Genomic DNA, 25080 nt, shown 5'->3' with positions numbered 1-25080 from the left:
GGATACGCTTGTGGAGCGATGAATCTGGTCAATCTTGAGTCGGTCTCCCACTCCTACGGTCCCAAGCCGCTGCTCAGCGACGTCTCCCTCGGCATCGAGGCGGGCGACCGCATCGGGGTGGTCGGCCGCAACGGCGGCGGCAAGACCACGCTCATCTCGGTGATCGCCGGCGATCTCAAGCCCAACGGCGGACGGGTCACCCACAACCGCGGCCTCCACGTCGCGAGCCTGTCCCAGGGCGACGATCTCGACCCGGCGCTGTCGGTGCAGGAGATCGTCCTCGGCGGCAGGCCCGAGCACGAGTGGGCGGGTGACGCGGGCATCCGCGAGATCCTCTCCAGCCTGCTCGGCGACATCGATCTCACCGCGCTCGCCGCGAGCCTGTCGGGTGGCGAGCGGCGCCGTACGGCACTCGCCAAGCTGCTCATCGACGAGCACGACCTGATCATCCTGGACGAGCCCACCAACCACCTCGACATCGAGGCCATCGACTGGCTGGCCAGGCACCTGTCCGGCCGGAAGACCGCGCTGCTGGTCGTCACCCACGACCGGTGGTTCCTGGACGCGGTCTCCACCAGGACCTGGGAGGTCGTGGACGGCTCGGTCGAGCGTTACGAGGGCGGATACGCCGCCTACGTGCTGGCCAAGGCCGAGCGCGCCCGCATCGCCGCCTCCGCCGAGGCGCGCCGGCAGAACCTGATGCGCAAGGAGATCGCCTGGCTCCGCCGGGGCCCGCCCGCGCGCACCTCCAAGCCCAAGTTCCGCATCGACGCCGCCCAGGCGCTGATCGCCGACGAGCCCCCGGCCCGGGAGACCGTCGAGCTGGTCAAGTTCGCCGCGGCCAGGCTGGGCCGTACGGTCTATGACCTTGAGGACGTCACCCTGCACGCCGGCGGTCCCGGTCAGGGCCCGCTGGTCCTGGACCACTCCACCTGGCAGTTCGGCCCGGGCGACCGGATCGGCCTGATCGGCGTGAACGGTTCCGGCAAGTCCTCGGTGCTGCGGCTGCTCGCCGACACGGTCCAGCCCGACTCCGGCAAGGTGGTGCGGGGCAGGACGGTCCGCCTGGCGCACCTGTCACAGGAGCTGGGCGAGCTCGACCCCACGCGCCGGGTGCTGGAGACCGTCGAGGAGGTCCGCAAGTTCATCCAGGTCGGCAAGAAGGAGTGGACCGCCTCCCAGCTCCTGGAGCGTCTCGGGTTCAAGGGCGACGCCCAGTGGAAGGTCGTCGGCGACCTGTCCGGCGGCGAGCGGCGGCGGCTCCAGCTGCTGCGCCTGCTGATGGACGACCCGAACGTGCTGCTGCTCGACGAGCCCACCAACGACCTCGACATCGAGACGCTGAACGAGCTGGAGGACCTGCTCGACGGCTGGCCGGGCACGCTGATCCTGGTCAGCCACGACCGTTACTTCCTGGAGCGGGTCTCCGACCGGATCGTCGCCCTGCTCGGCGACGGCAAGCTGTCCATGCTCCCCGGCGGCGTCGACGAATACCTGGCGCGACGCGCCTCGGGCGCGGCGCTGTCGGCACGGGCGGCCTCCGGCACGGCGGCTCCCGCGGACACGGCTCCGGCGGGAGGCGCGCAGGTCTCCGGGTCCGGCCTGTCGGCCAAGGAGGAGCGCGAGCTCCGCAAGGAGCTCTCCCGCCTGGAGCGTCAGCTCGACAGGCTGAGCGGCCGTGAGGCCAAGCTGCACGCCTCCATGGCCGACGCCGCCGCCGACTACGGCCGGCTGGCCTCGCTCGACGCCGAGCTCAAGGACATCCTCGCCGAGAAGGACGGCATCGAGGCGGAGTGGCTGGAGCTGGCCGACCGCCTCGGCGAATGAACACCCGTTGATCTCAACCGGTTTATCCCGCTCTGTGCGGGCAGAGTGCTCAGTGCGCTCCGGTGTCGGTCGCGTCAAAAGGGACGAGTAGCGTGCGCAGCAGGCCCGCAAGGGCCTGCTGTTCATGTTTTCCGAGGCTTGCCAGCAGCTCGCGCTCGCGGCGGAGCAGGTCGGCGAAGGCGTTGTCCACCCGGATCCGCCCGGCGTCGGTCAGGGAGACCAGGACGCCGCGCCGGTCCTCGGGGTCGGGGCGCCTGCGGACCAGCCCGGCGGCGGCGAGGCGGTCGATCCGGTTGGTCATCGTCCCGGATGTCACCAGGGTCGCGCGGAGCAGGGCTCCCGGGCTCAGTTCGTACGGCTCGCCGGCCCTGCGCAGGGCCGTGAGCACGTCGAACTCCCAGTTCTCCAGGTCGTGTTCGGCGAAGGAGGCCCGGCGGGCACGGTCCAGGTGGCGGGCGAGCCGGGAGACCCGGCTGAGCACCTGGAGAGGCTCCACGTCCAGGTCGGGGCGCTCCTGGCGCCAGGCCGCGACCAGCCGGTCGACCTCGTCCGCGGGGCGGTCGGCGTCGTGGTCCGCGTGGTGCAGGGTCATGGCACGAGTGTATCTCTCTTGACATCGAGATATCTCGCTCGATATCAATTATCTTGATGTCAAGAGATATGTGGGATCCTGAGATCTACGGCCGCTACGCCGACGAGCGTTCGCGGCCCTTCTTCGACCTTGTCGCAAGGATATCCGCCGAGCGTCCCGGCCAGGTGGTCGACGCGGGCTGCGGCAGCGGCGAGCTCACCGCCGAGCTGGCCAGGCGCTGGCCGGACGCCGACGTGCACGGCTTCGACTCCTCACCCGCGATGATCGGCAAGGCCCCGGCCGGGGGCCGGCTGACCTTCTCCGTCGATGACGTCTCGCGCTGGAGACCCGGGCGGCCGGTGGACGTGATCGTGTCCAACGCGGTCCTGCAGTGGGTGCCCGGGCACCGGGAGCTGCTGTCGCGCTGGACCGGCGTGCTCGCCCCCGGAGGCTGGCTCGCCTTCCAGGTGCCGGGCAACTTCGACGCCCCCAGCCACGCGCTGGTCCGCGAGCTGTGCCGGACGCGATGGCGCGACCGGCTCGGCGATCTGGTCAGGGAGCCGCCGGTCGACGACCCGGCCGGCTATCTCGACCGGCTCACCGCGCTGGGCTGCCGGGTGGACGCGTGGGAGACCACCTACCTGCACGTGCTCCCCGGCGACGACGCCGTGCTCACGTGGATCACCGGCACCGCCCTGCGTCCCATGCTCGACCGGCTGGACCCCGACGAGAGGGACGCCTTCCTCGGCGACTGCGCCGCCCTGCTGAACGAGGCCTACCCGCGGCGGCCGTACGGGACGGTCTTCCCCTTCCGCCGGATCTTCGTCGTCGCCCAGAAATGATCGACTGCCCGGAGTTTCCCGACGGATAACCGGGCATCAATAAATACTGCTGGAACGCGGTGGATATCTGGGTAAATCAGGGGATGGCCTGTGGCAATAGAGATCGAGGACAAATTCGACGTACCAGTGGACTACGAGATCCCCGAACTGACCGGCCTGCCGGGAATCACGGAGATGGTCGGTCCCAAGACCCACCGGCTCGTCGCGCTCTACTTCGACACCCCTGATCTGCGGCTCGCCGCGCGGGGCATCACCCTGCGGCGGCGCAGGGGCGGGACCGATCCCGGCTGGCACCTCAAGCTGCCCAAGGCCAAGGGCGTCCGGCAGGAGATCACCCACCCCCTGACCCGCAGCGTCAAGATCGTCCCCTCCGAGCTGGCGGATCTCGTGCTCGCCTACACCCGGGGCGCGCCACTCGGCCCGATCGCCGAACTCGACACCCGCCGCGCCGTGACCCAACTGGTCAACGCCGCCGGTGTACGGCTGGTGGAGATCGCCGACGACAGGGTCAAGGGCACGGTGCTCGGCGCGGAGCCGCACGTCGAGCGCTGGCGCGAGGTCGAGGCGGAGCTGATCGAGGGCGACGAGAAGCTGCTCCGGAAGACCGGCAAGCGGCTGACCAAGGCCGGAGCCGCCCCCGCCGACTCCGCCAGCAAGCTCTCCCGCCTGCTCAACGCCGCCGCGCCCGTCCCCGGGCCGCCGCACGCCGAGACCGTGCCGGGGTCCGCCGGAGAGCTCGTCATGGGCTACCTGTCCGCCCAGGCGGGGGCCCTGCTCTCCCAGGACCCCCGGGTACGGCGGGCCGAGGAGGACGCCGTGCACCAGATGCGCGTCGCCAGCCGCCGGCTGCGCAGCGCGCTGAAGTCGTTCAGGAGGGTCGTCGAGGGGAGCGAGCGCCTCCAGGAGGAGCTCAGGTGGCTCGGCCAGGTCCTCGGCGAGGCACGTGACCTGGAGGTCGTCCGCGAGCGGTTCGCCGGCAGGCTCGACGGCCTGGACGTCGCGCTGATCGTGGGCCCGGTGCGGGCGCGCCTCAGCTCCGACCTGCTGGACGCCGAGCACGAGGCATACGACCGGATCAGGGAGGTGCTCGGTGGCGAGCGCTACTTCGCCCTGCTCGACGCCCTCGACGACCTGGTGGGCACCCCTCCGCTCACCAAGGCCGCCGGCAAGCCCGCCGGCACTCTGGACGCCCTCGCCGCCAAGAGCTGGCGCCGGATGACCAGGGCCTACGACCGGGCCCAGGCCGCCGCCGACCCCGCCGAGCGCGAGCCCGCCATGCACGACGTCCGCAAGGCGGCCAAGCGGGCCCGCTACACCGCCGAGGCGCTCGGGATGAACAAGCTCGCCAAACGGGCGGAATCCGTACAGGAAGCGCTCGGCACCCACCTGGACGGCGTCGTCGCGCAGGGCCGGTTGGCCGCCGAGGCCGAGACCGCCCGCCAGTCGGGGGAGGACACCTTCACCTACGGCGTGCTGACCGGCCTGGAACGGGCCGCCGCCGAGCGCGCCTTCGAGGAGTTCCCCCGCGTCTGGGCCGAGACCGCGGAGGCCGTCGGCAAGCTCCTCTGACCCCGCCGGGGACCTGTCAGGTGAGGTAGCGGTCCATGCCCACGATCCTGCCGGCGGCGTGGTGCAGCACCATGAACGCGCCCTTGCGCAGCTGCACGTCCCCCGGCCGGTCGCTCACCCCGGCGATCAGCTCGGGCAGGACCTTGCCGTGGCTGCAGATCACCATGGGCCGGTCCGAGGCCATCGCCTTGGTGACCAGGCGCAGGCAGGCGCGGGGGTCGTAGTGGGTCTCCGACAGCAGGCGCTCGCGCCGGATCTCCAGGCCGAGCCGCTCGGCGTACGGTTCCAGGGTCTGCACGCACCGTTTGCTGGGGGAGCTGATCAGGTCGGTGGGATGATAGCCGGACAGCACGTCCGCGAGCACCTCGGCCTGCATCGCGCCGGCCTCGTCCAGCGGCCGCTCGTCGTCGTCGCCCGCCCAGTCCTGGCGCGACCCGGCCAGGCCGTGCCGGACGAGGATGAGCGGCGTGGTCTCCAGGGGGACCGCGGTGAGCGCGCGGAGCAGCCCGGCGTCCCACTCGTAGGTCAGCCGCCGCCTGGCCTCCTTCACCGGCAGCCAGACCACCTCGTCGACCTCGTCCACCGCGGTGAACCGGTCCCCGGAGACCACCCGGGCCGCCCAGTAGTCGACGCGTTTGAGCCGCTTGCCCTTCAGGTAGTGGATGGGCGGCAGCGACCGGCCGAGCAGCGCGGTGATCCCCGTCTCCTCGGCGACCTCGCGCAACGCGCCCGCGATGACGTGCTCACCGGGCTTCAGCTTCCCCTTCGGGAACGTCCAGTCGTCGTATTTCGGCCGGTGGACGAGCGCGACCTCCGGTGCGGACTCCGTGCCCCGCCACACCACCGCGCCCGCGGCGCGGATCATGTCAGTCGGATGGACGTCCAGCTCAGTCATCAATCGTCCTCCACCTCCGGGTACCGATCAGATGGGTCTGCAGGTCGTCGCCCCGGTGCCGGGTCCACGTCCCGTCCGGGTTGAGCCACCAGGAGGAGGTCTCCTCCGACGCCGCCCGGTCGAGCAGGTCGCTGAGGTAGAGCCGCTGCTGCTGGCTGGTGACCTTGACCAGTGCCTCCACCCGGCGGTCCAGGTTGCGGCGCATCAGGTCGGCGCTGCCGATCCAGATCTCCGGCCTGCGTCCCCGGCCGAACTCGTAGATCCGCGAATGTTCGAGGAAACGGCCCAGCACGCTCCTGACCCGGATGTTCTCCGACAGTCCGGGAACGCCCGGTCGCAGCGTGCACACCCCGCGCACCCACAGGTCGACCGGGACGCCCGCCTGGGAGGCCTGGTAGAGCGCGTCGATGACCGGCTCGTCCACCAGGGAGTTCGTCTTCATCCGGATGGCGGCCGGGCGGCCCGCCCGCTGGTGGGAGGTCTCCCGCTCGATCCTGGCCAGCAGCCCGCCGCGCATCGAGTGCGGGGCGACCAGCAGCCGCCGGTAGGCCGAGTGGCTGGAGTATCCGGTCAGGTGGATGAACAGGTCGGTGACATCCTCGCCGACCAGCGGATCGGCGGTGAGCAGCCCCAGGTCCTCGTAGACCCGGGCGGTCTTGGGGTTGTAGTTGCCGGTGCCGATGTGGCAGTAGCTGCGCAGCTCGCCCGAGGGCTCCTGCCGTACGACGAGGGCCAGTTTGCAGTGGGTCTTCAGTCCCACCACCCCGTAGACCACGTGACAGCCGGCCCGCTCCAGCTTGCGCGCCCAGGTGATGTTGGCGCGTTCGTCGAAGCGTGCCTTGATCTCCACCACCACGACGACCTGCTTGCCCGCCTCGGCCGCGTCGACCAGCGCGTCCACGATCGGAGAGTCGCCGCTGGTGCGGTAGAGCGTCTGCTTGATGGCCAGCACACTCGGATCGGCCGCCGCCTGTTCGATGAAGCGCTGCACGCTCGTGGCGAACGAGTCGTACGGGTGGTGCAGCAGCACGTCCCGCTCGCGGAGCACCGCGAAGATGTCGTCCTCGACGTGGACGACCTCGGCGGGCACGAAGGGGCGGAAGCCCAGCTCACCCCGGTCCAGGTCGGCGATCGCGTGCAGCCCGGTCAGGTCCAGCGGGCCGGGCAGCCGGTAGATCTCATGATCGGCCACCCCCAGCTCGTCCACCAGCAGGTCGAGCACCTCGGGCGTGATGGTGTCCTCGACCTCCAGCCGGACCGGCGGGCCGAAGCGGCGCTTGAGCAGCTCCTTCTCCAGCGCCTGCATGAGGTTCTCGGTGACGTCCTCGTCCACGTCGAGGTCCTCGTTGCGGGTCACCCGGAAGACGTGGTGCTCGACGACCTCCATGCCCTTGAAGAGCTGGCCGAGGTGGGCGGCGATCACCTCTTCGAGCGGGACGAAACGGTCCTTGGACGCCGCCACGAAGCGGGGGAGCTGGCTCGGCACCTTCACCCGGGCGAACACGGTGTGGCCGGTCATGGGATTTCGGACGGTAACGGCGAGGTTGAGCGACAGACCGGAAATATAGGGAAAAGGATGGGCGGGATCGACGGCCAGCGGCGTCAGCACCGGCCGGATCCGCTCCCGGAACAGCTTGCGCATCTCGGTGCGCTCGTCCCGGCCGAGCGCCTCCCAGTGCGTGATCTCGATGCCCTCGGCGGCCAGCTGCGGGCAGATCCGGTCGTGGAAACAGGCCGAGTGCCGCTGGGCGAGGTCGTCGGCTATGGCGGCGATCCTGGCCAGCTCCTCGCGGGGCTTCAACCCGCTTTTGGTCCGTAGCAGCAGGCCGGTGGCCATCCGCCGCTTGAGACCGGCCACCCGCACCCGGAAGAACTCGTCCAGGTTGCTGGCGAAGATCGCCAGAAACCTGACCCTCTCCAGCAAGGGCAGGGACGGATCCTCCGCCAGTTCCAGGACCCGCTGATTGAACTGGAGCCAGCTCTCCTCGCGGTTGAGGAAACGCTCTTGTGGAAGGAGCAGTCCTTCGGCGGCGGGGTGTGCGGGTTCGGCGGACATATGACCAGAATGCCCGCTTTGGTTGAACGGAACGTTAATTCAGGCTCAACTGCCGCTGTTGCTTACTCGCTTGATTCGATTTTCTCTCGCCCCTCGCCGGGACGATCGGTGTCCCCGGTCTGCCGTACGGCCTCCCGCTCGGCGGCCTTGGCCTCCCGCATCCGGATCTTCTCCTGCTCCTTGGCCTCGCGCTCGCGGACCTTCTCCTGCTCCTTGGCCTCGCGCTCGCGGACCTTCTCCTGCTCCTTGGCCTCGCGCTCGCGGACCTTCTCCTGCTCCTTGAAGAGCCGCTCCTGCTCGCGGAACTCCCGTTCGCGGGCCTTCTCCAGCTCGCGCTGCTCCCGGAGCCGCGCCTTCTCCTGGTCCCGGGCCAGCTTCTCCTGCTCCTTGGCCTCGCGCTCGCGGGCCTTCTCCTGCTCCTTGGCCTCGCGTTCGCGGGCCTTGCCCATCTCCCGCAGTTCCTTGTCGGTCGGGCGTGGCGGCAGCGGCGCGCGCCGCTGTTCCATGCCGCGGGAGGAGGCGGTCAGCCGGGGCCGCGGGTCCAGCCCGACGAGGCCGTTCCATGCCAGGTTGACCAGGTGCGCGGCCACCTCCTCGCGAGGGGGCCTGCGCACGTCCAGCCACCACTGCCCGGTCAGCGCCACCATGCCGACCAGCATCTGGGCGTACATCGGCGCCAGCTTCGGGTCGTAGCCCCGCCCCGCGAACTCGTCGACCATCACGTCTTCGACCTGGCTGGCGATGTCGTTGATCAGGCTGGCGAACGTGCCCGTCCCGGAGGCCGCGTGCGAGTCGCGGACCAGGATGCGGAAGCCCTCGCTGTTCTCCTCCACGTAGGCCAGCAGCGCCAGCGCGGCCCGTTCCAGCTTGATCAGCGAGTGCGAGGCGGAGAGCGCCTCCGTCACCATGGCCAGCAGCTTCTGCATCTCCCGGTCGACGACGACCGCGTAGACACCCTCCTTACCGCCGAAATGTTCGTAGACCACCGGCTTGGAGACATTCGCGGTGGCCGCGATCTCCTCGACCGATGTGCCGTCGAAACCCTTCTCCGCGAACAGGGTCCTGCTGATCTGGATCAGCTGCTCCCGGCGTTCCTTGCCTGACATGCGTCGTCGGGGTTCGCTCACGGTTCTAATAATGGCGCTCCCCGGTTGTGAGGCGGGAACCACGCTCCGGGCCGCCGGGGCGGCCTCCGTGCCATCGCCGGGCGGTGCCGGCGCGGCGCCGGATGCCGGAGCGGCCCCTACGGGGCTCCTGGGCGGGGCGGGCGTGGCGCGGGCCGGCGAGGCGGTCTCCGTGGGACTGTCGGATGGGGTGGGGGGTACGCGGGCCGCCAGGGCGGCCCCCGTAGAGCCGTCAGGCGGCAATGCGCTTCGCCGCCAGCCGCTCGGGAGTCGGCCAGCGGACGTCGTAGGCCCAGCCGGCCTTCTCGAACCAGCGGATCACGCCCGCGCTGAGGTCGATCTGGCCCTTGAGCGCGCCGTGCCGGGCGCAGGTGGGGTCGGAGTGATGCAGGTTGTGCCAGGACTCGCCGAACGAGGGGATGGCCAGCCACCAGACGTTGCGCGACTTGTCGCGCGACTCGAAGACCTCTTCGCCGAAGACGTGGCAGATGGAGTTGATCGACCAGGTCACGTGGTGCAGCAGCCCGATCCGGACCAGCGTGCCCCAGAAGAAGCCGGTCGCCATGCCCCACCACGACATGGTCAGCAGGCCGCCCAGCAGCCCGGGGAGCACCAGCGAGGTGATCGCCAGCACCGGGAAGTATTTGTGGAGCTTGACGATGTCCGGGTCCTTGACCAGGTCCGGGGCGTACTTCTCACGGTTGGCCCGGTCGGTCTCGAACAGCCAGCCCATATGCGCCCAGAGCAGCCCCTTGGTCACGGCCCGGAAGCCGGTCCCGAACCGCCACGGCGAGTGCGGGTCCCCCTCCTTGTCGGAGAACTTGTGGTGCTTGCGGTGGGTGGCCACCCAGTCCAGCACCGACATCTCCAGGGAGAGGCTGCCGGCGACGCCCAGCGCGAGCTTCAGCGGGCGCTTGGCCTTGAAGGAGCCGTGGGTGAAGTGGCGGTGCAGGCCGACGGTCACGCCCAGGCCGGTGATGACGTAGAAGACGCCGGCGATCACGATGTCGCTCCAGCCCAGCCCCCATCCCCAGGCGAAGGGAACGGCGGCGATCAGGGCGATCAGCGGCGCGGCCACGATCACCCCGAAGACGATGATCTCGGGTTTGGTCTTCGGCTCGGGATCGGCGTCTGGTTTGGGGCCCGGAGCAGGGCGTTCTGCCGTGACGGTCATGCGCTACCTCGCGGAGGCTCGGTGAAAAATGGTGGGCTTCGACTGGCTACGCCACCGTAACCTACGCCATCGTAAGTTAGGAATCCCTAAGTAACTAATGGAGGGAAGCTGACTCTCACCGGTGGATCCCGTAGTGGTTTCATGTCTTGTCTACCACCGGCTTGACCTGCTAAACGGTGTGTCCGCCGCCGTCTGCGAGCGATCGTTCCCCCACTTGATCGCCTCTATGGTCGATGGAGACCCAAAACGAGGCGCGTTTGATATCAAGGGCTCGGTATCGTAGGGGGGCCGGGCGTTCGGACCCCGTTCGATCCGCCAGGTTGATCCGGCATTGGGTAATTGGCAGCCCGCAAGGTTTTGGTCCTTGTTGTCCAGGTTCGAGTCCTGGTGCCGGAGCCATCCCTTACATCCGTTTTATTGATCGGGCTGGTCGGCTGGGTGGGTTCTCGGCGGGGAAGGTATCCTCACGTTGTCGAGTGGGTGACCAGGCGATGCCCTCGTGGTAGCCATCTGGCATCCCGCTTTGTCATGTCTCAGCCGCGACGCCGAGGGAGCCTCGTCCGTGAGTGTGCCGCGCCCGGCCGCCGTCATCGTCCTCGCCGCAGGCGAGGGAACCCGGATGAAGTCGAAAACGCCCAAGATCCTGCATGAGCTGTGCGGCCGTACCCTGGTCGACCACATGCTCACCGCCGCTCGAGGTCTCGAACCCGAGCGGCTCATTGTTGTCATAGGTCACGAACGAGAGCGGGTCCAGGCGCACCTGACGCGGACCAGCCCCGACGCGCAGGCGGTCGTACAGGCCGAGCAGAGGGGGACCGGCCACGCCGTCAGGATCGTGCTGGAAACAACCGGAGGCATCGACGGCACCGTCCTGGTGACCTACGGGGACACGCCGTTGCTGCGCGCCGAGACCCTCGCCACGCTCCTGGAGCGGCACGGGCGGGACGGCAACGCCGTCACCGTCCTCACCGCCGAGGTCCCCAACCCGTACGGCTACGGCCGGATCATCCGTGACACCACGGGGGCGGTCCTGGAGATCGTCGAGGAGAAGGACGCCAGCCCCGAGCAGCGGGCGATCCGGGAGATGAACTCCGGGGTCTACGCCTTCGACGGGCCCCTGCTGGCCGACGCCGTCAAGCGGGTGTCCACCTCCAACGTCCAGGGCGAGGAGTACCTCACCGACGTCCTGTCCATCCTGAGGGAGGACGGTCACCGCGTCGGCGCGCACATCGCGGCCGACTACGTCGAGGTGGAGGGCGTCAACGACCGCGTGCAACTCGCCTTCGCCCGCGAGGTGCTCAACTCCCGACTGCTGGAGACCCACATGCGCGCGGGGGTCACGGTGGTCGACCCGGCCACCACGTGGGTGGACGTGGACGTGACCCTGGAACAGGACGTGGTGATCCATCCCGGCACCCAGCTGCACGGCCGTACGGCCGTCGCCGAGGGCGCCGAGATCGGCCCGGCCACGACGCTGACCGACACGGTCGTCGGCGCGGGCGCGGTGGTCCGCAACGCCGTCTGCGTCGAGGCCGAGATCGGCCCCGAGGCTCTGGTGGGGCCCTACGCCTACCTGCGGCCCGGCACCGTGCTGGCCCGCAAGGCCAAGGCCGGGACCTACGTCGAGATGAAGAACGCGCAGGTGGGCGAGGGTGCGAAGGTTCCCCACCTGACATACGTCGGCGACGCCACGATCGGCGCCGGGGCCAACATCGGCGCCTCGACGATCTTCGTCAACTACGACGGGGTCAACAAGCGCCGCACGACGGTGGGCGAGCACGCCTTCGTCGGGTGCGACACCATGCTCGTCGCGCCGGTGAACATCGGCGACGGCGCCTACACTGCCGCGGGCTCGGTCATCGACAACGACGTCCCGCCAGGGGCGATCGGCGTGGCCCGGGGACGGCAGCGCAACATTGAAGGGTGGGTCGCGCGCAGGCGCGCGGGCACCAAATCGGCCGAGGCGGCGCTGCGGGCCGCCGAGACCGGGAATCAGCAGGGGAGCAAGTCGTGAGTGGCATCAAGCAGACCGGCGAGAAGAACCTGATGTTCTTCTCCGGGCGCGCGCATCCGGATCTCGCGGCGGAGGTGGCCAGCCATCTCGGGGTGGAGATGACCCCCACCGCGCTGCGTGACTTCGCCAACGGCGAGATCTATGCCCGCTACCTGGAGTCGGTCCGGGGATGTGACGCGTTCGTCATCCAGAGCCACACCGGGCCCATCAACAAGTGGATCATGGAGCAGCTGATCATGGTGGACGCGCTCAAGCGCGCCTCCGCCAAGCGGATCACCGTGATCATGCCGTTCTTCGGCTACGCCCGCCAGGACAAGAAGGGCCGGGGCCGCGAGCCGATCACCGCCCGCCTGATGGCCGACATGTTCAAGACCGCGGGCGCCGACCGGCTGATGTCGATCGACCTGCACACCTCCCAGATCCAGGGCTTCTTCGACGGCCCGGTGGACCACCTGTTCGCCATGCCGGTGCTGTTCAACTACCTCAAGGACAAGCTCGACCTGGAGACGACCACGATCGTCTCGCCCGACACCGGCCGGGTGCGGCTGTCGGAGCGGTGGGCCGACACGCTGGGCACCCCGCTGGCCTTCATCCACAAGCGCCGTGATCTCGACGTCGCCAACCAGGTGAAGGTGAGCGAGGTCGTCGGCAAGGTGCGCGGCCGTACCTGCGTGCTGATCGACGACATGATCGACACCGCGGGCACGATCTGCAAGGCGGCCGACGCGCTGTACGAGCAGGGCGCCACCAACGTGCTCGTGGCCGCCACCCACGCGGTGTTCTCCGACCCGGCGGTGGACCGGCTGAAGAACTCCAAGATCTCCGAGGTGATCGTCACCAACACGCTGCCGCTCGCCGAGGAGAAGAGGTTCGACAAGCTCACCGTGCTGTCGATCGCCCCGCTGATCGCCCGCGCGATCACCGAGGTCTTCAGCGACGGCTCGGTGACGAGCCTGTTCGAGGGCGACAGCTGACCCGCGAGGGAGGGCGCCGGGCGCCGTGACCCCGCGTCGCGGGGCGGAGCCCGGCAATACACCGGTAGGCTATGCAGATTGCGTGCGTTCGTAACGCCTTCCGCTAGGGCGGGTGAGGGGGAACGCACCTTTCCATCCGTCGAAGATCCCTAGGAGATCCGTCGTGTCCGAAGTAGTCATCAAGGCCGAGTCGCGCAACGAGTTCGGCAAGGGCGCCGCTCGCAAGATCCGTCGCGAGAACAAGGTTCCCGTCGTCCTCTACGGGCACGGCACGGACCCGCAGCACCTGACCCTCCCGGGTCACGAGCTCCTGCTCGCCCTGCGCACGCCGAACGTGCTGATCCGCCTCGAGGGCGCGGCCGCCGAGCTGGCCCTGCCCAAGGGCGTCCAGCGCGACCCGATCAAGGGCTTCCTGGAGCACGTCGACCTCCTCCTCGTCAAGCGCGGCGAGAAGGTCACCATCGACATCCCCGTCACCGTGGTGGGCGAGGTGGCCGACGGCATCCTCGACCAGCAGCTCGTCTCCGTCTCGGTCGAGTCCGAGGCCACCCACATCCCGACGGGCGTCGAGGTCGACGTCGAGGGCATGGAGATCGGCACCCAGTTCACGGCCGGCGACCTGAAGCTGCCCGAGGGCACCAGCCTGATCGCCGACCCGGAGACGCTGGTCCTGCACGTCACCGCGGCGCCGACCGCCGAGCCGGAGGCCGAGGCCGCCGAGGGTGAGCCCGCTGCGGCCGCCGAGGGCGAGTCCGCCGAGGCCGCCGAGTAGTTTTCTCTGCTACACCTGTCAGGGCAGTCCGGCACCGGGCTGCCCTGACGCGCATATGAAGGGATGCCGACCGTGGACCGCTGGTTGGTCGTTGGCCTGGGGAATCCCGGGCCGGAGTATGCCGGGAACCGGCACAATGCGGGTTTCATGGTGCTCGACGAGCTCGCCGCGCGGGCCGGCGGGCGCTTCAAGGTCCACAGGTCGCGGGCCGAGGTGCTGGAGGGCCGCCTGGCGGGCGCCCCGGCGGTGCTGGCCAAGCCCCTGTCCTTCATGAACCTCTCGGGCGGACCGGTCAAGGCCCTGGCCGACTTCTACAAGGTGGACCCGGCGCGCGTGATCGCGGTCCACGACGAGCTGGACATCCCCTACGGCGCGCTCCGGGCCAAGCTGGGCGGCGGGGACAACGGTCACAACGGACTGAAGTCGATCACCAAGTCCCTGGCCACCAAGGACTACCTGCGGGTGCGGTTCGGCATCGGCCGCCCGCCCGGCCGGATGGACGCCGCCGCCTACGTCCTGCGGGACTTCGCCACCGCCGAGCGCAAGGACCTGCCGTTCCTGGTCGACCGGGCGGCCGACATGGTCGAGTCGCTGATCACCTCGGGCCTTGAGCCGACCCAGAACACCTTCCACGCCGGCGACCTGAACGTCTCCGGACCTCCCAGGTAGCCGGCGGCGCGCTCAGGTGAGGGCCATCAGGTTCTGCAGCAGCTCCGCCTGCTCGATCGCGTCGTCGAGCGCGTTGTGGGTGTGCGGCCGCGAGGAGAGCAGGTGTCTGGGCATCTGCCGCTTGGTGGCCCAGCCGATGGGCACGCCCGCCTTGGCGGCGTAGAGCGTCTTGATGTCCAGGCAGCGCGAGTGCCCGAACGGTGAGACGCCGTCGAAGCGCATGAAGTACCAGTACATCCACATCCAGTCGTAGGCGAGCGGGTAGGCCGCCAGCACCGGAGTGCTGTTGCCGCACACCTCGCGGATCCACCCGGCGGCGCCCTTCATCGCCGCGGAGGGCTCCGCGCCCTCGCGGATCAGCGTCTCCCGGTCGAGCCCGCTGACGGCCAGCGCCTCGGGCACGTGGTCCCCGCTGATCGGCTTCAGCTCGGCATAGAAGGTGTGGATCTGCGGATCGACGGGTTCGAAGGCCTTCCCGGTCATCCGCCCGGCCACGGCCATGCCGAAGCTGACCATCGAATACGGCCCGGGGATCGGGCCATCCGCTTCAATATCCACAGAGATATACGTTTCGGTCTTCAACCCTCCGGCCTTTCTTCTGCCCGCTAACATCCAGTGACTGTCCGTCCACGAATGGCTACGCAGGGGGAGCGCGTGCGCGACGTTACCGTCGTCCAGGCGACGCCGAGACCGGTGCCGGCGACCCGTCCGCGTATGCCGGGCTGGGTGCGCGGATACCGGGCGCGAGCCGTCGCCGCCGACATGGGCTCCGCCTCCCTCGCGGGCTTCCTGGCGCTGTTCGTCCGCTTCGGCGAGGTTACTCCCTACGTCACTCCCTACGTGATGTTGAGCGCCGCGCTCCCCGCCGTCTGGATCTGCGCGGTCGCGCTGAACCGCGCCTACGAGCCCCGCCTGTTCGGCCTGGGCCCGGAGGAGTTCCAGCGGGTCTTCCAGTGCGGTTTCATGCTCACCGCCGCCCTCGCCGTCGGCGCCTACGTGACCAAGACCGATGTGGCCCGCGGCTACGTGGTGCTGGCGCTGCCGCTGACGACGCTGCTCACCCTCCTCGCGCGCTACGGCCTGCGCCGCTCCCTGCACCGGAGGCGGGCGCGCGGGCGCTGCATGCGGCGGGTCGTGACGGTCGGCCACCGGGCCGCGACCGCCGAGCTGATCCGCCGGTTCCGCCGGGAGCGCTACCACGGCATGGAGGTCGTGGGGGTCTGCATGCCGCGTGACGGCATGGGCGACGTGGAGGGGGTCCCGGTCCTGGGCGACCTCTCCGACGTCCCGCTCGTGGTCGGGCAGATCGCGGCCGACACCGTGGCCGTGCTGGCCTGCCCGGAGATGGACGGCCTGGCGCTGCGGCGGCTGGCCTGGCGTCTGGAGAAGACCGACACCGACCTGGTCGTCGCCCCGGCGCTGATGGAGGTGGCCGGGCCGCGCATCACGATCCGCCCGGCGGCCGGGCTGCCGCTGCTGCACGTGGACCACCCCGAGATCGCGGGCCTGCGCCAGGTGGTCAAGAACCTCTTCGACCGGGTCGGGGCGGGGCTGCTGCTGGTGGCGCTGCTGCCGCTCCTCGTCGGCCTGGTGGCGGCCGTGCGGATGTCGGGTCCCGGGCCCGCGTTCTTCCGGCAGACCCGGGTGGGCCGGGGCGGCACCGAGTTCACGATCTACAAGTTCCGGACGATGGGCGCCGACGCCGAGCGGCAGCGGATCGACCTCTCCGGAGACGGACAGGGCGTGCTGTTCAAGATTCGCAAGGATCCTCGGGTGACCCCGCTGGGCGCCCGGCTGCGCCGTCACTCCCTCGACGAGCTGCCCCAGTTGATCAATGTGCTGCTCGGTCACATGTCGCTGGTCGGCCCCCGGCCTCCGCTGCCCGACGAGGTCGCCCGTTACGGCGACGACGTCCGGCGCAGGCTGCTGGTCAAGCCGGGGATGACCGGCCTTTGGCAAGTAAGTGGGCGATCTGACCTATCTTGGGAGGAATCGGTGCGGCTGGATTTGCGTTATGTGGAGAATTGGTCCCTCACGCTGGACCTGCAGATCCTGTGGAAGACTTGGTCGGCTGTCGCGCGAGGGGCTGGAGCATACTGATGACGATTCGCGACGATCACGTTCTCGCCACGGACCTGGCGACAGAGGCCGGTGAGAGGCTGCTCGCCCTGCGGGAGAAGGAAGGGTTCGCCGACCCCTCCACGCTCCGCAAGGAGGGCGACGCCTCCGCGCACGTGTTCCTGATGGACGCCCTGGCGCGGTTGCGTCCAGGTGACAGTGTGCTGTCGGAGGAGGCGACCCGGGAAGAGCGTCTCGACCCCCGGCGCCTCAAGGCCGAGCGGGTCTGGATCGTCGACCCCCTGGACGGCACCCGCGAGTTCGCCGAGGAGGGGCGTGGTGACTGGGCGGTCCACGTGGCGCTCTGGGAGAACGGCGGGCTGAGCGCCGGGGCGGTGGCGCTGCCCGCCCAGGGCCGGACCCTGTCGACCCTCGAACCCCCCGTGCTGCCCGCCGTCCGGCCGGAGGCCAGGCCGCGGATCGCGGTCAGCCGGACCCGGCCGCCGGAGTTCGTCCAGAACCTGGCCCGCCTCGCCGGCGCCGACCTGGTCCCGATCGGATCGGCCGGCGCCAAGATCTCCGCGGTGCTCACCGGCGAGGTCGAGGCCTACGTGCACGCCGGTGGTCAGTACGAATGGGACTCCGCCGCGCCGGTCGCCGTGGCCCTCGCCGCCGGAGCCCACGCCAGCCGTATCGACGGCTCGCCCCTGACGTATAACCAGGGCGACCCTTCATTGCCGGATATCCTTGTTTCCCTACCGGGACTAGCGCCAACGTTGCTCGCTGGAATCCGGGATCTGCACCGATAAATTCCCGCTAGGAGAGTCTGATGCTCCAGTGCGACTACACCACGTCGCAGCTCGATGTCCTCGAGGCAGAGGCCATTCACATCATGCGTGAAGTGGCGGCCGAGTTCGAGCGTCCGTGTCTGCTCTTCTCCGGTGGTAAAGATTCCATCGTCATGCTCCGCATCGCCGAGAAGGCGTTCTGGCCCGCGCCGATCCCCTTCCCGCTGATGCACGTGGACACCGGCCACAACTTCCCCGAGGTCATCGAGTTCCGCGACCGCCGGGCCGAGGAGCTGGGCGCACGGCTGGTCGTGGCCAGCGTCCAGGACTCCATCGACGCCGGCCGGGTGGCCGAGGAGACCGGCCGCAGGGCCTCCCGCAACCGGCTGCAGACCACCACGCTGCTGGACGCGATCGAGGACAACGAGTACGACGCGGTGTTCGGCGGCGCCCGCCGCGACGAGGAGAAGGCCCGCGCCAAGGAGCGGGTGTTCTCCTTCCGCGACGAGTTCGGTCAGTGGGACCCGAAGAGCCAGCGGCCGGAGCTGTGGAACCTCTACAACTCCAAGATCCGCAAGGGTGAGCACATCCGGGTGTTCCCGCTGTCCAACTGGACCGAGCTCGACATCTGGGACTACATCCGGCGTGAGGGCATCGAGATCCCGTCGATCTACTACGCGCACACGCGCAAGGTGTTCGAGCGTGACGGCATGCTGCTGGCCGACAGCGAGTTCATCACCCGCGACGAGGACGAGCAGCTCTTCGAGAGCGTCGTCCGCTACCGCACCGTCGGCGACGTGACCTGCACCGGGGCCGTCCAGTCGGCCGCCGCGACGGTCGAGGAGATCATCAGCGAGATCGCCGCCACCCGGATCACCGAGCGCGGTGCCACCCGCGCCGACGACCGGGCCTCCGAGGCCTCCATGGAAGACCGCAAGAAGGAGGGCTACTTCTAGTGCGTGATCTTCTGTCGCGTCGGCCGGCCCTCGCGGAGGGCCGGCCGGGCGAGAGCCGAGGGCCACTTCCGACGCAGTCTTCCCGCGAAAGCCGTACGACCTCTGGAGAGCAGTTCTGATGGACATCCTTCGCTTTGCCACGGCGGGAAGCGTCGACGACGGAAAGTCGACCCTCATCGGACGGCTGCTCTTCGACTCCAAGGCGATCTTCGAAGACCAGCTTGAGGCGGTCGAGCGCACCTCCCGCGACCGCGGCACCGAATACACCGACCTGTCGCTGCTCACCGACGGCCTGCGGGCCGAGCGGGAGCAGGGCATCACGATCGACGTGGCCTACCGCTACTTCGCCACGCCCAAGCGCAAGTTCATCATCGCCGACACCCCCGGGCACATCCAGTACACCCGGAACATGGTCACCGGCGCGTCCACGGCCGACCTGGCGATCGTCCTGATCGACGCGCGCAAGGGCGTGCTGGAGCAGTCGCGGCGGCACGCGTTCCTGACCACGCTGCTGCGGGTCCCGCACCTGGTGCTGGCCGTGAACAAGATGGACCTGGTCGACTACTCGCAGGAGCGGTTCGAGGAGATCCGTGAGGAGTTCACCTCCTTCGCCGCCAAGCTGAACGCGCCCGACCTGACGTTCATCCCGATCTCGGCCCTGCACGGCGACAACGTGGTGTCGCGCTCGGAGAGCATGCCCTGGTACAACGGCTCCTCCCTGCTGCACCACCTGGAGCACGTGCACATCGCCTCCGACCGGAACCTGGTCGACGTGCGTTTCCCCGTCCAGTACGTCATCCGGCCACAGCGGGCCACCGATCCCGCCCTCCACGACTACCGGGGATACGCGGGCCAGGTCGCCGGCGGCGTGCTGAAGCCGGGTGACGAGGTGATGCACCTGCCCTCGGGCCTGGTCACGCGGATCGCGTCGATCGACACCTTCGACGGGCCGGTGGAGGAGGCGTTCGCGCCGATGTCGGTGACCCTCCGGCTGGAGGACGACATCGACATCTCGCGCGGCGACATGATCTGCCGTCCGAACAACCAGCCGCACGTGGCCCAGGAGCTGGAGGCGATGATCTGCTGGATGAGCGACGTCACCAAGCTGGGGCCGCGCACCAAGCTGACCATCAAGCACACCACCCGGACGGCCCGCGCCCTGGTCCGCGACCTGCACTACCGGCTGGACGTCAACACCCTGCACCGTGACGAGTCGGCCCAGTCACTCGGCCTGAACGAGATCGGCCGCGTCTCGCTCCGCATCACCCAGCCGCTGTTCGTGGACGACTACGCGAGAAACCGCCTCACCGGCGGTTTCATCCTCGTGGACGAGTCCACCAGCAACACCGTCGGCGCCGGGATGATCGTCGAGGCGAAGTAGGCCCGTCCCGGGCGGTCACCGCAGACACCACGCCGGCCCTCTCCGCCGACGTCGCCGACGACAACGGCGCGGGGGAGGGGGCCGTCGTGCTGCCGGGACGGTCCGGAGCCCGCGCTCCGACGCCGAGGGGTCCGTGGAGGTCCGCGGAGCGGCTCACAGCGCGTCGACGTACCCGCAGTCGACGCCGTCGTCTTCGCGTCCGTGGAGGTCCGCGGAGCGGCTCACAGCCCGCCCAGGTAGATCCTTTGTCTGTTCTCTGACCGGTTGGTTACTCTCCGCGCTATTGTCGGCACGTTCCGTATCCGTCGGGTAAGGATTCGTGCCTGTGTCTGATAGTCCCGTCCCCGCCAGGGTCGTTTTCGTGGGCGGCCTCGGCCGTAGCGGCACCACTCTGCTGGAGCGCCTCCTCGGTGAGGTGCCCGGCGTCGTGCCGCTCGGAGAGGTCGTTCACCTCTGGGCGCGGGGCGTGCTGGCGGACGAGGCGTGCGGATGCCGCGAGCCGTTCGGCTCGTGCCCGTTCTGGCGCAAGGTCGGCGAGCGCGCCTTCGGCGGCTGGTCGGAGGGTCTGGCCCACCGGGTGCTGGCACTCCGGCATCGGGTGGACCGCACCCGGCGCATCCCCGTCCTGGCCCAGTTCCTCACCGAGGGGCGGCCGGGCGACGGCGGCTGGCCGTCCTCCGGCATGGCCGAGCTGAGCGAGTACGCCGCCGCCCATCGCCGCCTGTACGACGCGGCGGGCGAGGTCGCCGGCTGCCCGATCGTGATCGACTCCAGCAAGCACGCCTCCCTGGCCTTCTGCCTGGCCGCCGCCGGAGTCGACGTGCATGTCGTGCACGTCGTCCGCGACCCCCGGGCGGTCGCGCACTCCTGGCACCGGCGGGTCGCGCGCCCCGAGGACGGCCGCCCGATGACCCGCTGGTCGCCGGCCCGGACCTCGCTGCACTGGCTGGCCCAGAACCTCAGCCTGGAACTCCTGGCACGCCGGGGCGTCTCCGTCACCCGGATCCGCTACGAGGACCTCCTCGGAGCCCCCGCCGACACGCTCAGGCGCCTGGTCGCCAGGATCGGGCTCCGGCCCCGCCTGGACTTCCTCGCCGACGGCGGGGCCGAGCTCTCGATGGCCCACACGGCCTCGGGCAACCCCATGCGCTTCACGGTCGGCCGGATCGGGCTGACCCCGGACGAGGGCTGGCGCACCGCCGCCTCGGGCCGGCACCAACGCCTGGTCGCCGCACTGACCTGGCCACTCATGCACAAGTACGGCTATCGCGGGAGGCTCGCGTGAGTCCATCGGTGGGTGTGGTCATCCCCACAAGAGGGCGCCGGCCCGACCAGTTGCGCTCGGCCACGCGCGCGGCGCTCGGTCAGGATCATTCCGGCTCGGTGGAGGTCGTCATCGTCGTGGACGACGGCGACCCGGTCTCGGTCGTCGACCAGGTGGCCGACCTGCTGGCCGGCCGGGTTCCGGCGCCCCGGAGGCAGACGGCGGGGGCACGCGGTGTCCGGGTGGTGGCCAACCGGCTCAGCCCCGGCCTGCCCGGGGCGCGCAACACGGGCATCGCGGCGCTCGGCACCGACCTGGTGGCCTTCTGCGACGACGACGACCAGTGGCTGCCCGGCAAGCTCAGCGCCCAGGTCGCCGCCCTGGAGGCGGAGCCGGATGCGGAGTTCTCCAGCTGCGCCATCGAGGTCGAGTACGGCTCCCGCCGCGTTCCCCGTCTCGCCGGGACCGACCTGGTCACCCGTGCCCATCTGGTGCGCTCGCGCATGGTGATGGTCCACTCCTCGACGTTCCTGTTCCGGCGGGGCACCCTCTGGGTCGACGAGAGTGCCCCCAACGGCCAGAACGAGGACTGGGACCTGGCGTTGCGCGCCGCCGCGCGCCACCCGATCGTGCATGTCGACCGTCCCCTGGTGCACGTCCGCTGGGGCGGCTCCCTGTACGTGACCCGCTGGGCCGATCGAATCGCCGGGCTGGAGTGGATGCTCGCCCGGCATCCTGATCTGGCCGTGGATCCGCGCGGCGCGGCGCGGGTCTACGGTCAACTCGCCTTCCACCACGCCGCCCTCGGCCGGCGGCGGGAGGCGGGCCGCTGGGCCTGGCGGGCGTTCGCCGCGCGGCACGGCGAACCCCGCGCGCCCATCGCGCTCGCCGTGGCGGCGGGCCTGGTGTCGGCCCAGGCCGTGCTCAGCACGCTGCAGCACCGCGGGCACGGCATCTGATGGCGTTCAGGACCGTCCATGAGACGTTGAGCGTCCCGCGCCAGCGGCCGCGACCGGACAAGGCCACCCGCAGGCGGCTCCGCCGCAGGGTGCACGTAGCCGGCCTGGCGATCGATCCGATGACCGAGAGCGAGGTCGTCGACCACGTGGTCGACGCGCTGAAACGCGGTGAGGGCGGTCACCTCGTCACCCCGAACGTGGACATCAGCTGGGCCGCCGCCCGCGACTCCGAGGTGCGCGGGATCATCGAGGAGGCCGACCTCGTGGTGGCCGACGGCATGCCGCTGGTGTGGGCGGCGAAGCTGCTCGGCACGCCCGTCCCCAGCCGGGTGGCCGGCGCCGATCTGATCTGGTCCCTGGCGGAGGCCGCCACCTTCTACCGCTACCCGATCTACCTGCTGGGCGGGCCGCCGGGGGTGGCCGCGCAGGCGGCCGGCCGGCTGACCGCCCGCCATCCCGGGCTGCTCGTCGCCGGGACCGACGCCCCGCCGTACGGGTTCGAGGCCGACTCCGAGAGCTACGCGAAGGTCAGGGACGCCGTGGTGGCAGCCGGGCCCCGGCTGGTCTTCGTCGGGCTCGGCTTCCCCAAGCAGGACCGGCTCATCGGGATGCTCCGCAAGGACCTGCCCGGCACCTGGTTCGTCGGATGCGGCTCGGCCATCGCGTTCGCCGCCGGTGCGGTGCGCCGGGCGCCCCAGTGGATGCAGCGGGCCGGGCTGGAGTGGCTCTTCCGGCTGCTCAACGAGCCCGGCCGGCTGGCCCGCCGATATCTGCTCCACGACCTGCCGTTCGCGCTCTGGCTGCTCACCGCCTGCCTGCTCCGGCGGCTGTTCTCCTGAGGGGGCCTCTGCCTGCGGCTCCTCTCCCACCGCCCCCTCTCCCACCGGCCCCTCTCCCGGTGGGCCCTCTCCCACCGGCCCCTCTCCCGGTGGGCCCTCTCCCGGTGGTCACGCGCGAGGAGATGGCGAGGCCTACCGGGAGGCCAGATCCCTGACCCGGTGGGTCTCCTCCGGGGTCAGCCGGCCGGCCGCCGTGGCCAGGGCCCGGCGGGAGTCCATCGGCCGGTAGGCGGTGCGGGAAAGACCGCTCCAGGCGAAGCCGCCGGCACCGGTGGCGGCTGCCGTACACGCGCGGGAGATGCGCTCCTCGGCGCGGGTGGTCCAGGTCAGGCCCGACCAGTCGTACAGGCGGCGGAAGCCCCGCAGCGGATCGGCGGCCAGCTCCTCGTAGCGGGCCAGCAGGATCCCCGGGTGCCGCGCGGCCAGGTCGGCGGCGACGGTCCGGGCCGCCCGCCACAGGGCGACGGCCTTGGCGATGCGGTCCTGGCAGCCCACCAGCGGGCGGAGCTCCTCCAGGTGCGGGTGGTCCCGGATCAGCAACGGCTGTTCGAGCAGCTCGTGGAAGTAGATCGTCCAGCCCAGCCGCTGCCAGCTCCCGACGAACGACACGGGATCGCGGAGCAGGATGACCACCCGGCAGCCGAGCCGCTCGGCGAACCAGCCGGCCGAGAACAGCGCGAACGGGTCGTCCAGCAGCGCCCGGCGCCCGGTCAGCCGGCCGAGCGTGAACGCCGTGCCGTACCGGAGCATCCTCGCCAGGTCGTACGGCGAGCGGTTGCGGCGCAGTTCGGCCAGGAACCGGTAGCGCAGTGCGACGGTGTCGGCGAAGGCGGGCAGCCAGGTCTCGTCGTTGTCCGGGCAGATGTACTGGAAACGGTGGGTGACCTGGGCGTTGAGCACCCCCGGGCACTGCCCGGGCGGGTGCTGGGGGTTCAGCGGCTCGTTGACGTAGACCAGCTCGCCGCCCGCCGCGAGCATCTTGCCCGTCCAACTCGTCCCACTCCTGGGCAGCCCGGTCACCAGTACGGGCGTCATCGTGCCCGCCACGACTTCAGGGCGGCCAGGCTGTGGACGCCGAAGGGGCGTAGGCCGTACCGGCGATGGATCTGCCACAGCGGGAGCAGGTTCTTGACCAGCATGCCCCCGGCCCAGCCGAGGGCGGCGCCGGACGCCCCGCAGGACGGCACCAGCAGCGCGTCCAGCGCCACCGTCACCGTGATGGCGGCGACCAGGTTGGCCAGGCTGGAGCCGGTGTGTCCGGCGGAGGTCAGCACCACGTCGACCATGCCGCAGGCGGTGGCGAGCGTCATCGTCGCGGCCAGCACGAGTGCTACCGGGACGCCGGAGGCGTAGCCGTCGCCGAACAGGCCGAGCAGCCACGGCGCGAGCACGGCGTAGCCCAGCCAGATCGGCCAGGTCAGCAGGACCAGCCACATGGTGGTCGACTGGTACAGCTCGCGGGCGCGCGCCAGGTCTCCCGCGGCCAGCGCGCGCACCAGCCTCGGCTGCACGGCCTGGGTCAGCCCCTGGTTGGCGAGCTGACCCACGATCTTGAATCGGGTGGCGGCGGTGTAGATCGCGGCCTCGACCGGCCCGGCGAGCATCGCCACGACCACGATGTCGAGTCGCTGGAACACCGCCTGGATCCCGGCGGCCATCGACCGGGGCCAGGTGTAGCGCCACAGGTCGTGCGCCGTCCCCGGCAGGTAGGACGTGTACGGCAGCCGCCGGCGCAGCCAGATCGCCGACAGCAGCAGGACCGGCAGGGCCGGCAGGGCCCAGGCCGCCGCGAGCAGTGGCACCGACCCCGCCCCCGCCACCACCACGGCCGAGACCAGCACGAGCTGGGCCACCGGCTGGAGCACGCCGTCCAGCAGCACGGTCGGCCGCATCGCGCCGAACCCGCGGGTCGCGGCCACCACGACGTCCGCGCACACCACCACCGGCAGCGCCGCGGCCAGCACCCGGACCGTGGGGTCGGGGGTGCTGAGCAGGGCCACCACCCCGGTGACCAGCGAGAGCGTCCCCACCGGGACGAGCGCCGCGCGGACGTAGCCGGAGGTGCAGTGGTATCCGAACGGCCGGGAGCGGGCGATGAAGTAGATCAGCCCGTTGCCGGCGTCCATCCGCAGGATGCCGGCGGCCATCAGGCACAGCGCGGTCGCCGCGAAGAAGGTGCCCGCGGCCTCCTGGCCGGCCTCCCGGGTGACCAGCACGACCACCGCGAACTGCGCGGCGGCGGCGGTCGCGGCCCCGGCCAGCCCGGCCAGCCCGCCCCGTGCGGACCCGTTCAGCCGGGGCAGCCGGGGCAGCCGGGGCAGGGTCAGCGCCGCCATGGCGGCCCTTCG

General features: G+C 70.5%; 22 protein-coding genes and 1 tRNA gene. 15 read left to right on the top strand and 8 right to left on the bottom strand.

Annotated elements, in window-relative coordinates; translation table 11 throughout:
* Nucleotides 1-18: 18 nt before the first annotated feature.
* Entirely contained in the window at nucleotides 19-1827 is a 1809-nt protein-coding gene (locus BM085_RS28665; protein WP_093889985.1) for an ABC-F family ATP-binding cassette domain-containing protein, read from the top strand.
* Nucleotides 1828-1876: 49 nt separating this feature from the next.
* Here the strand turns inward: BM085_RS28665 and BM085_RS28660 are convergent, their stop codons facing one another.
* The gene (locus BM085_RS28660) at nucleotides 1877-2419 is read right to left on the bottom strand and encodes a MarR family winged helix-turn-helix transcriptional regulator (protein WP_093889984.1); all 543 of its coding nucleotides are present in this window, start codon (nucleotides 2417-2419) and stop codon (nucleotides 1877-1879) included.
* A 56-nt stretch (nucleotides 2420-2475) separates the two neighbouring features.
* On the opposite strand from BM085_RS28660, the gene BM085_RS28655 reads away from it, so the two are divergent.
* A complete protein-coding gene (locus tag BM085_RS28655) occupies nucleotides 2476-3240 on the top strand; it encodes a trans-aconitate 2-methyltransferase (RefSeq protein ID WP_245789752.1) in 765 nt (254 codons plus the stop codon).
* A gap of 90 nt (nucleotides 3241-3330) precedes the next feature.
* Nucleotides 3331-4809: a CYTH and CHAD domain-containing protein gene (locus tag BM085_RS28650; protein WP_093889982.1), complete on the top strand. Its 1479-nt coding sequence runs from the start codon at nucleotides 3331-3333 to the stop codon at nucleotides 4807-4809.
* Between the two features lie 16 nt (nucleotides 4810-4825).
* Here the strand turns inward: BM085_RS28650 and BM085_RS28645 are convergent, their stop codons facing one another.
* The 4 genes from BM085_RS28645 to BM085_RS28630 form a co-directional block, all read right to left on the bottom strand.
* Nucleotides 4826-5704, bottom strand: a complete 879-nt coding sequence (locus tag BM085_RS28645) for an NUDIX hydrolase (RefSeq protein WP_093889981.1) — start codon at nucleotides 5702-5704, stop codon at nucleotides 4826-4828.
* A complete protein-coding gene (locus BM085_RS28640) occupies nucleotides 5697-7760 on the bottom strand; it encodes an RNA degradosome polyphosphate kinase (RefSeq protein WP_093889980.1) in 2064 nt (687 codons plus the stop codon). Before BM085_RS28640 ends, BM085_RS28645 begins: the two co-directional genes overlap by 8 nt.
* 62 nt (nucleotides 7761-7822) lie before the next feature.
* The gene (locus tag BM085_RS46960) at nucleotides 7823-8887 is read right to left on the bottom strand and encodes a TetR family transcriptional regulator (RefSeq protein WP_281249876.1); all 1065 of its coding nucleotides are present in this window, start codon (nucleotides 8885-8887) and stop codon (nucleotides 7823-7825) included.
* Between the two features lie 229 nt (nucleotides 8888-9116).
* Nucleotides 9117-10058, bottom strand: a complete 942-nt coding sequence (locus BM085_RS28630; RefSeq protein ID WP_093889978.1) for an acyl-CoA desaturase — start codon at nucleotides 10056-10058, stop codon at nucleotides 9117-9119.
* Between the two features lie 324 nt (nucleotides 10059-10382).
* Between BM085_RS28630 and BM085_RS28625 the strand changes: the two genes are divergently transcribed.
* The 5 genes from BM085_RS28625 (at nucleotide 10383) to pth (ending at nucleotide 14487) form a co-directional block, all read left to right on the top strand.
* Nucleotides 10383-10457: transfer RNA gene (locus BM085_RS28625), tRNA-Gln, on the top strand.
* A gap of 163 nt (nucleotides 10458-10620) precedes the next feature.
* Entirely contained in the window at nucleotides 10621-12072 is a 1452-nt protein-coding gene (gene glmU / locus BM085_RS28620) for a bifunctional UDP-N-acetylglucosamine diphosphorylase/glucosamine-1-phosphate N-acetyltransferase GlmU (protein ID WP_093889977.1), read from the top strand.
* Nucleotides 12069-13046: a ribose-phosphate diphosphokinase gene (locus tag BM085_RS28615; protein ID WP_093889976.1), complete on the top strand. Its 978-nt coding sequence runs from the start codon at nucleotides 12069-12071 to the stop codon at nucleotides 13044-13046. The genes glmU and BM085_RS28615 overlap by 4 nt, the downstream gene beginning before the upstream one ends.
* Before the next feature lie 163 nt (nucleotides 13047-13209).
* On the top strand, nucleotides 13210-13818 hold the full coding sequence (locus tag BM085_RS28610; protein ID WP_093889975.1) for a 50S ribosomal protein L25/general stress protein Ctc: 609 nt from the start codon (nucleotides 13210-13212) through the stop codon (nucleotides 13816-13818).
* Between the two features lie 63 nt (nucleotides 13819-13881).
* Nucleotides 13882-14487: an aminoacyl-tRNA hydrolase gene (pth, locus tag BM085_RS28605; protein WP_012894976.1), complete on the top strand. Its 606-nt coding sequence runs from the start codon at nucleotides 13882-13884 to the stop codon at nucleotides 14485-14487.
* 12 nt (nucleotides 14488-14499) lie between these two features.
* Here pth and BM085_RS28600 read toward each other — a convergent pair whose 3' ends face one another.
* Nucleotides 14500-15045, bottom strand: coding sequence for a 3'-5' exonuclease family protein (locus tag BM085_RS28600; protein WP_245789751.1), 546 nt, complete (start codon nucleotides 15043-15045; stop codon nucleotides 14500-14502).
* A 75-nt stretch (nucleotides 15046-15120) separates the two neighbouring features.
* Here BM085_RS28600 and BM085_RS28595 point away from each other — a divergent pair, with 75 nt between their 5' ends.
* From BM085_RS28595 to BM085_RS28565, 7 genes are all read left to right on the top strand, one after another.
* A complete protein-coding gene (locus BM085_RS28595; protein WP_093889973.1) occupies nucleotides 15121-16587 on the top strand; it encodes a sugar transferase in 1467 nt (488 codons plus the stop codon).
* Nucleotides 16587-17354: a 3'(2'),5'-bisphosphate nucleotidase CysQ gene (locus BM085_RS28590; protein ID WP_093889972.1), complete on the top strand. Its 768-nt coding sequence runs from the start codon at nucleotides 16587-16589 to the stop codon at nucleotides 17352-17354. The genes BM085_RS28595 and BM085_RS28590 overlap by 1 nt, the downstream gene beginning before the upstream one ends.
* A gap of 20 nt (nucleotides 17355-17374) precedes the next feature.
* The gene (gene cysD / locus BM085_RS28585) at nucleotides 17375-18289 is read left to right on the top strand and encodes a sulfate adenylyltransferase subunit CysD (RefSeq protein ID WP_031163329.1); all 915 of its coding nucleotides are present in this window, start codon (nucleotides 17375-17377) and stop codon (nucleotides 18287-18289) included.
* A 118-nt stretch (nucleotides 18290-18407) separates the two neighbouring features.
* On the top strand, nucleotides 18408-19670 hold the full coding sequence (cysN, locus tag BM085_RS28580; protein WP_093889971.1) for a sulfate adenylyltransferase subunit CysN: 1263 nt from the start codon (nucleotides 18408-18410) through the stop codon (nucleotides 19668-19670).
* Between the two features lie 325 nt (nucleotides 19671-19995).
* Nucleotides 19996-20955, top strand: coding sequence for a sulfotransferase (locus BM085_RS28575; protein ID WP_093889970.1), 960 nt, complete (start codon nucleotides 19996-19998; stop codon nucleotides 20953-20955).
* Nucleotides 20952-21893, top strand: coding sequence for a glycosyltransferase family 2 protein (locus BM085_RS28570; RefSeq protein ID WP_093889969.1), 942 nt, complete (start codon nucleotides 20952-20954; stop codon nucleotides 21891-21893). Before BM085_RS28575 ends, BM085_RS28570 begins: the two co-directional genes overlap by 4 nt.
* A 26-nt stretch (nucleotides 21894-21919) precedes the next feature.
* A complete protein-coding gene (locus tag BM085_RS28565; protein WP_245789750.1) occupies nucleotides 21920-22732 on the top strand; it encodes a WecB/TagA/CpsF family glycosyltransferase in 813 nt (270 codons plus the stop codon).
* A 132-nt stretch (nucleotides 22733-22864) separates the two neighbouring features.
* Here BM085_RS28565 and BM085_RS28560 read toward each other — a convergent pair whose 3' ends face one another.
* Nucleotides 22865-23767 (bottom strand): sulfotransferase, encoded by a 903-nt coding sequence (locus BM085_RS28560; protein WP_093890000.1) that lies wholly within the window; start codon nucleotides 23765-23767, stop codon nucleotides 22865-22867.
* On the bottom strand, nucleotides 23764-25068 hold the full coding sequence (locus tag BM085_RS28555) for a lipopolysaccharide biosynthesis protein (protein WP_093889967.1): 1305 nt from the start codon (nucleotides 25066-25068) through the stop codon (nucleotides 23764-23766). The genes BM085_RS28560 and BM085_RS28555 overlap by 4 nt, the downstream gene beginning before the upstream one ends.
* Nucleotides 25069-25080: the final 12 nt, after the last annotated feature.

Source organism: Streptosporangium canum (assembly GCF_900113865.1).
Classification (GTDB): Bacteria; Actinomycetota; Actinomycetes; order Streptosporangiales; family Streptosporangiaceae; genus Streptosporangium; species Streptosporangium canum.
The sequence above is the reverse complement of the archived record's forward strand: the minus strand, read 5'-3'. Positions and strand labels throughout refer to the sequence as shown.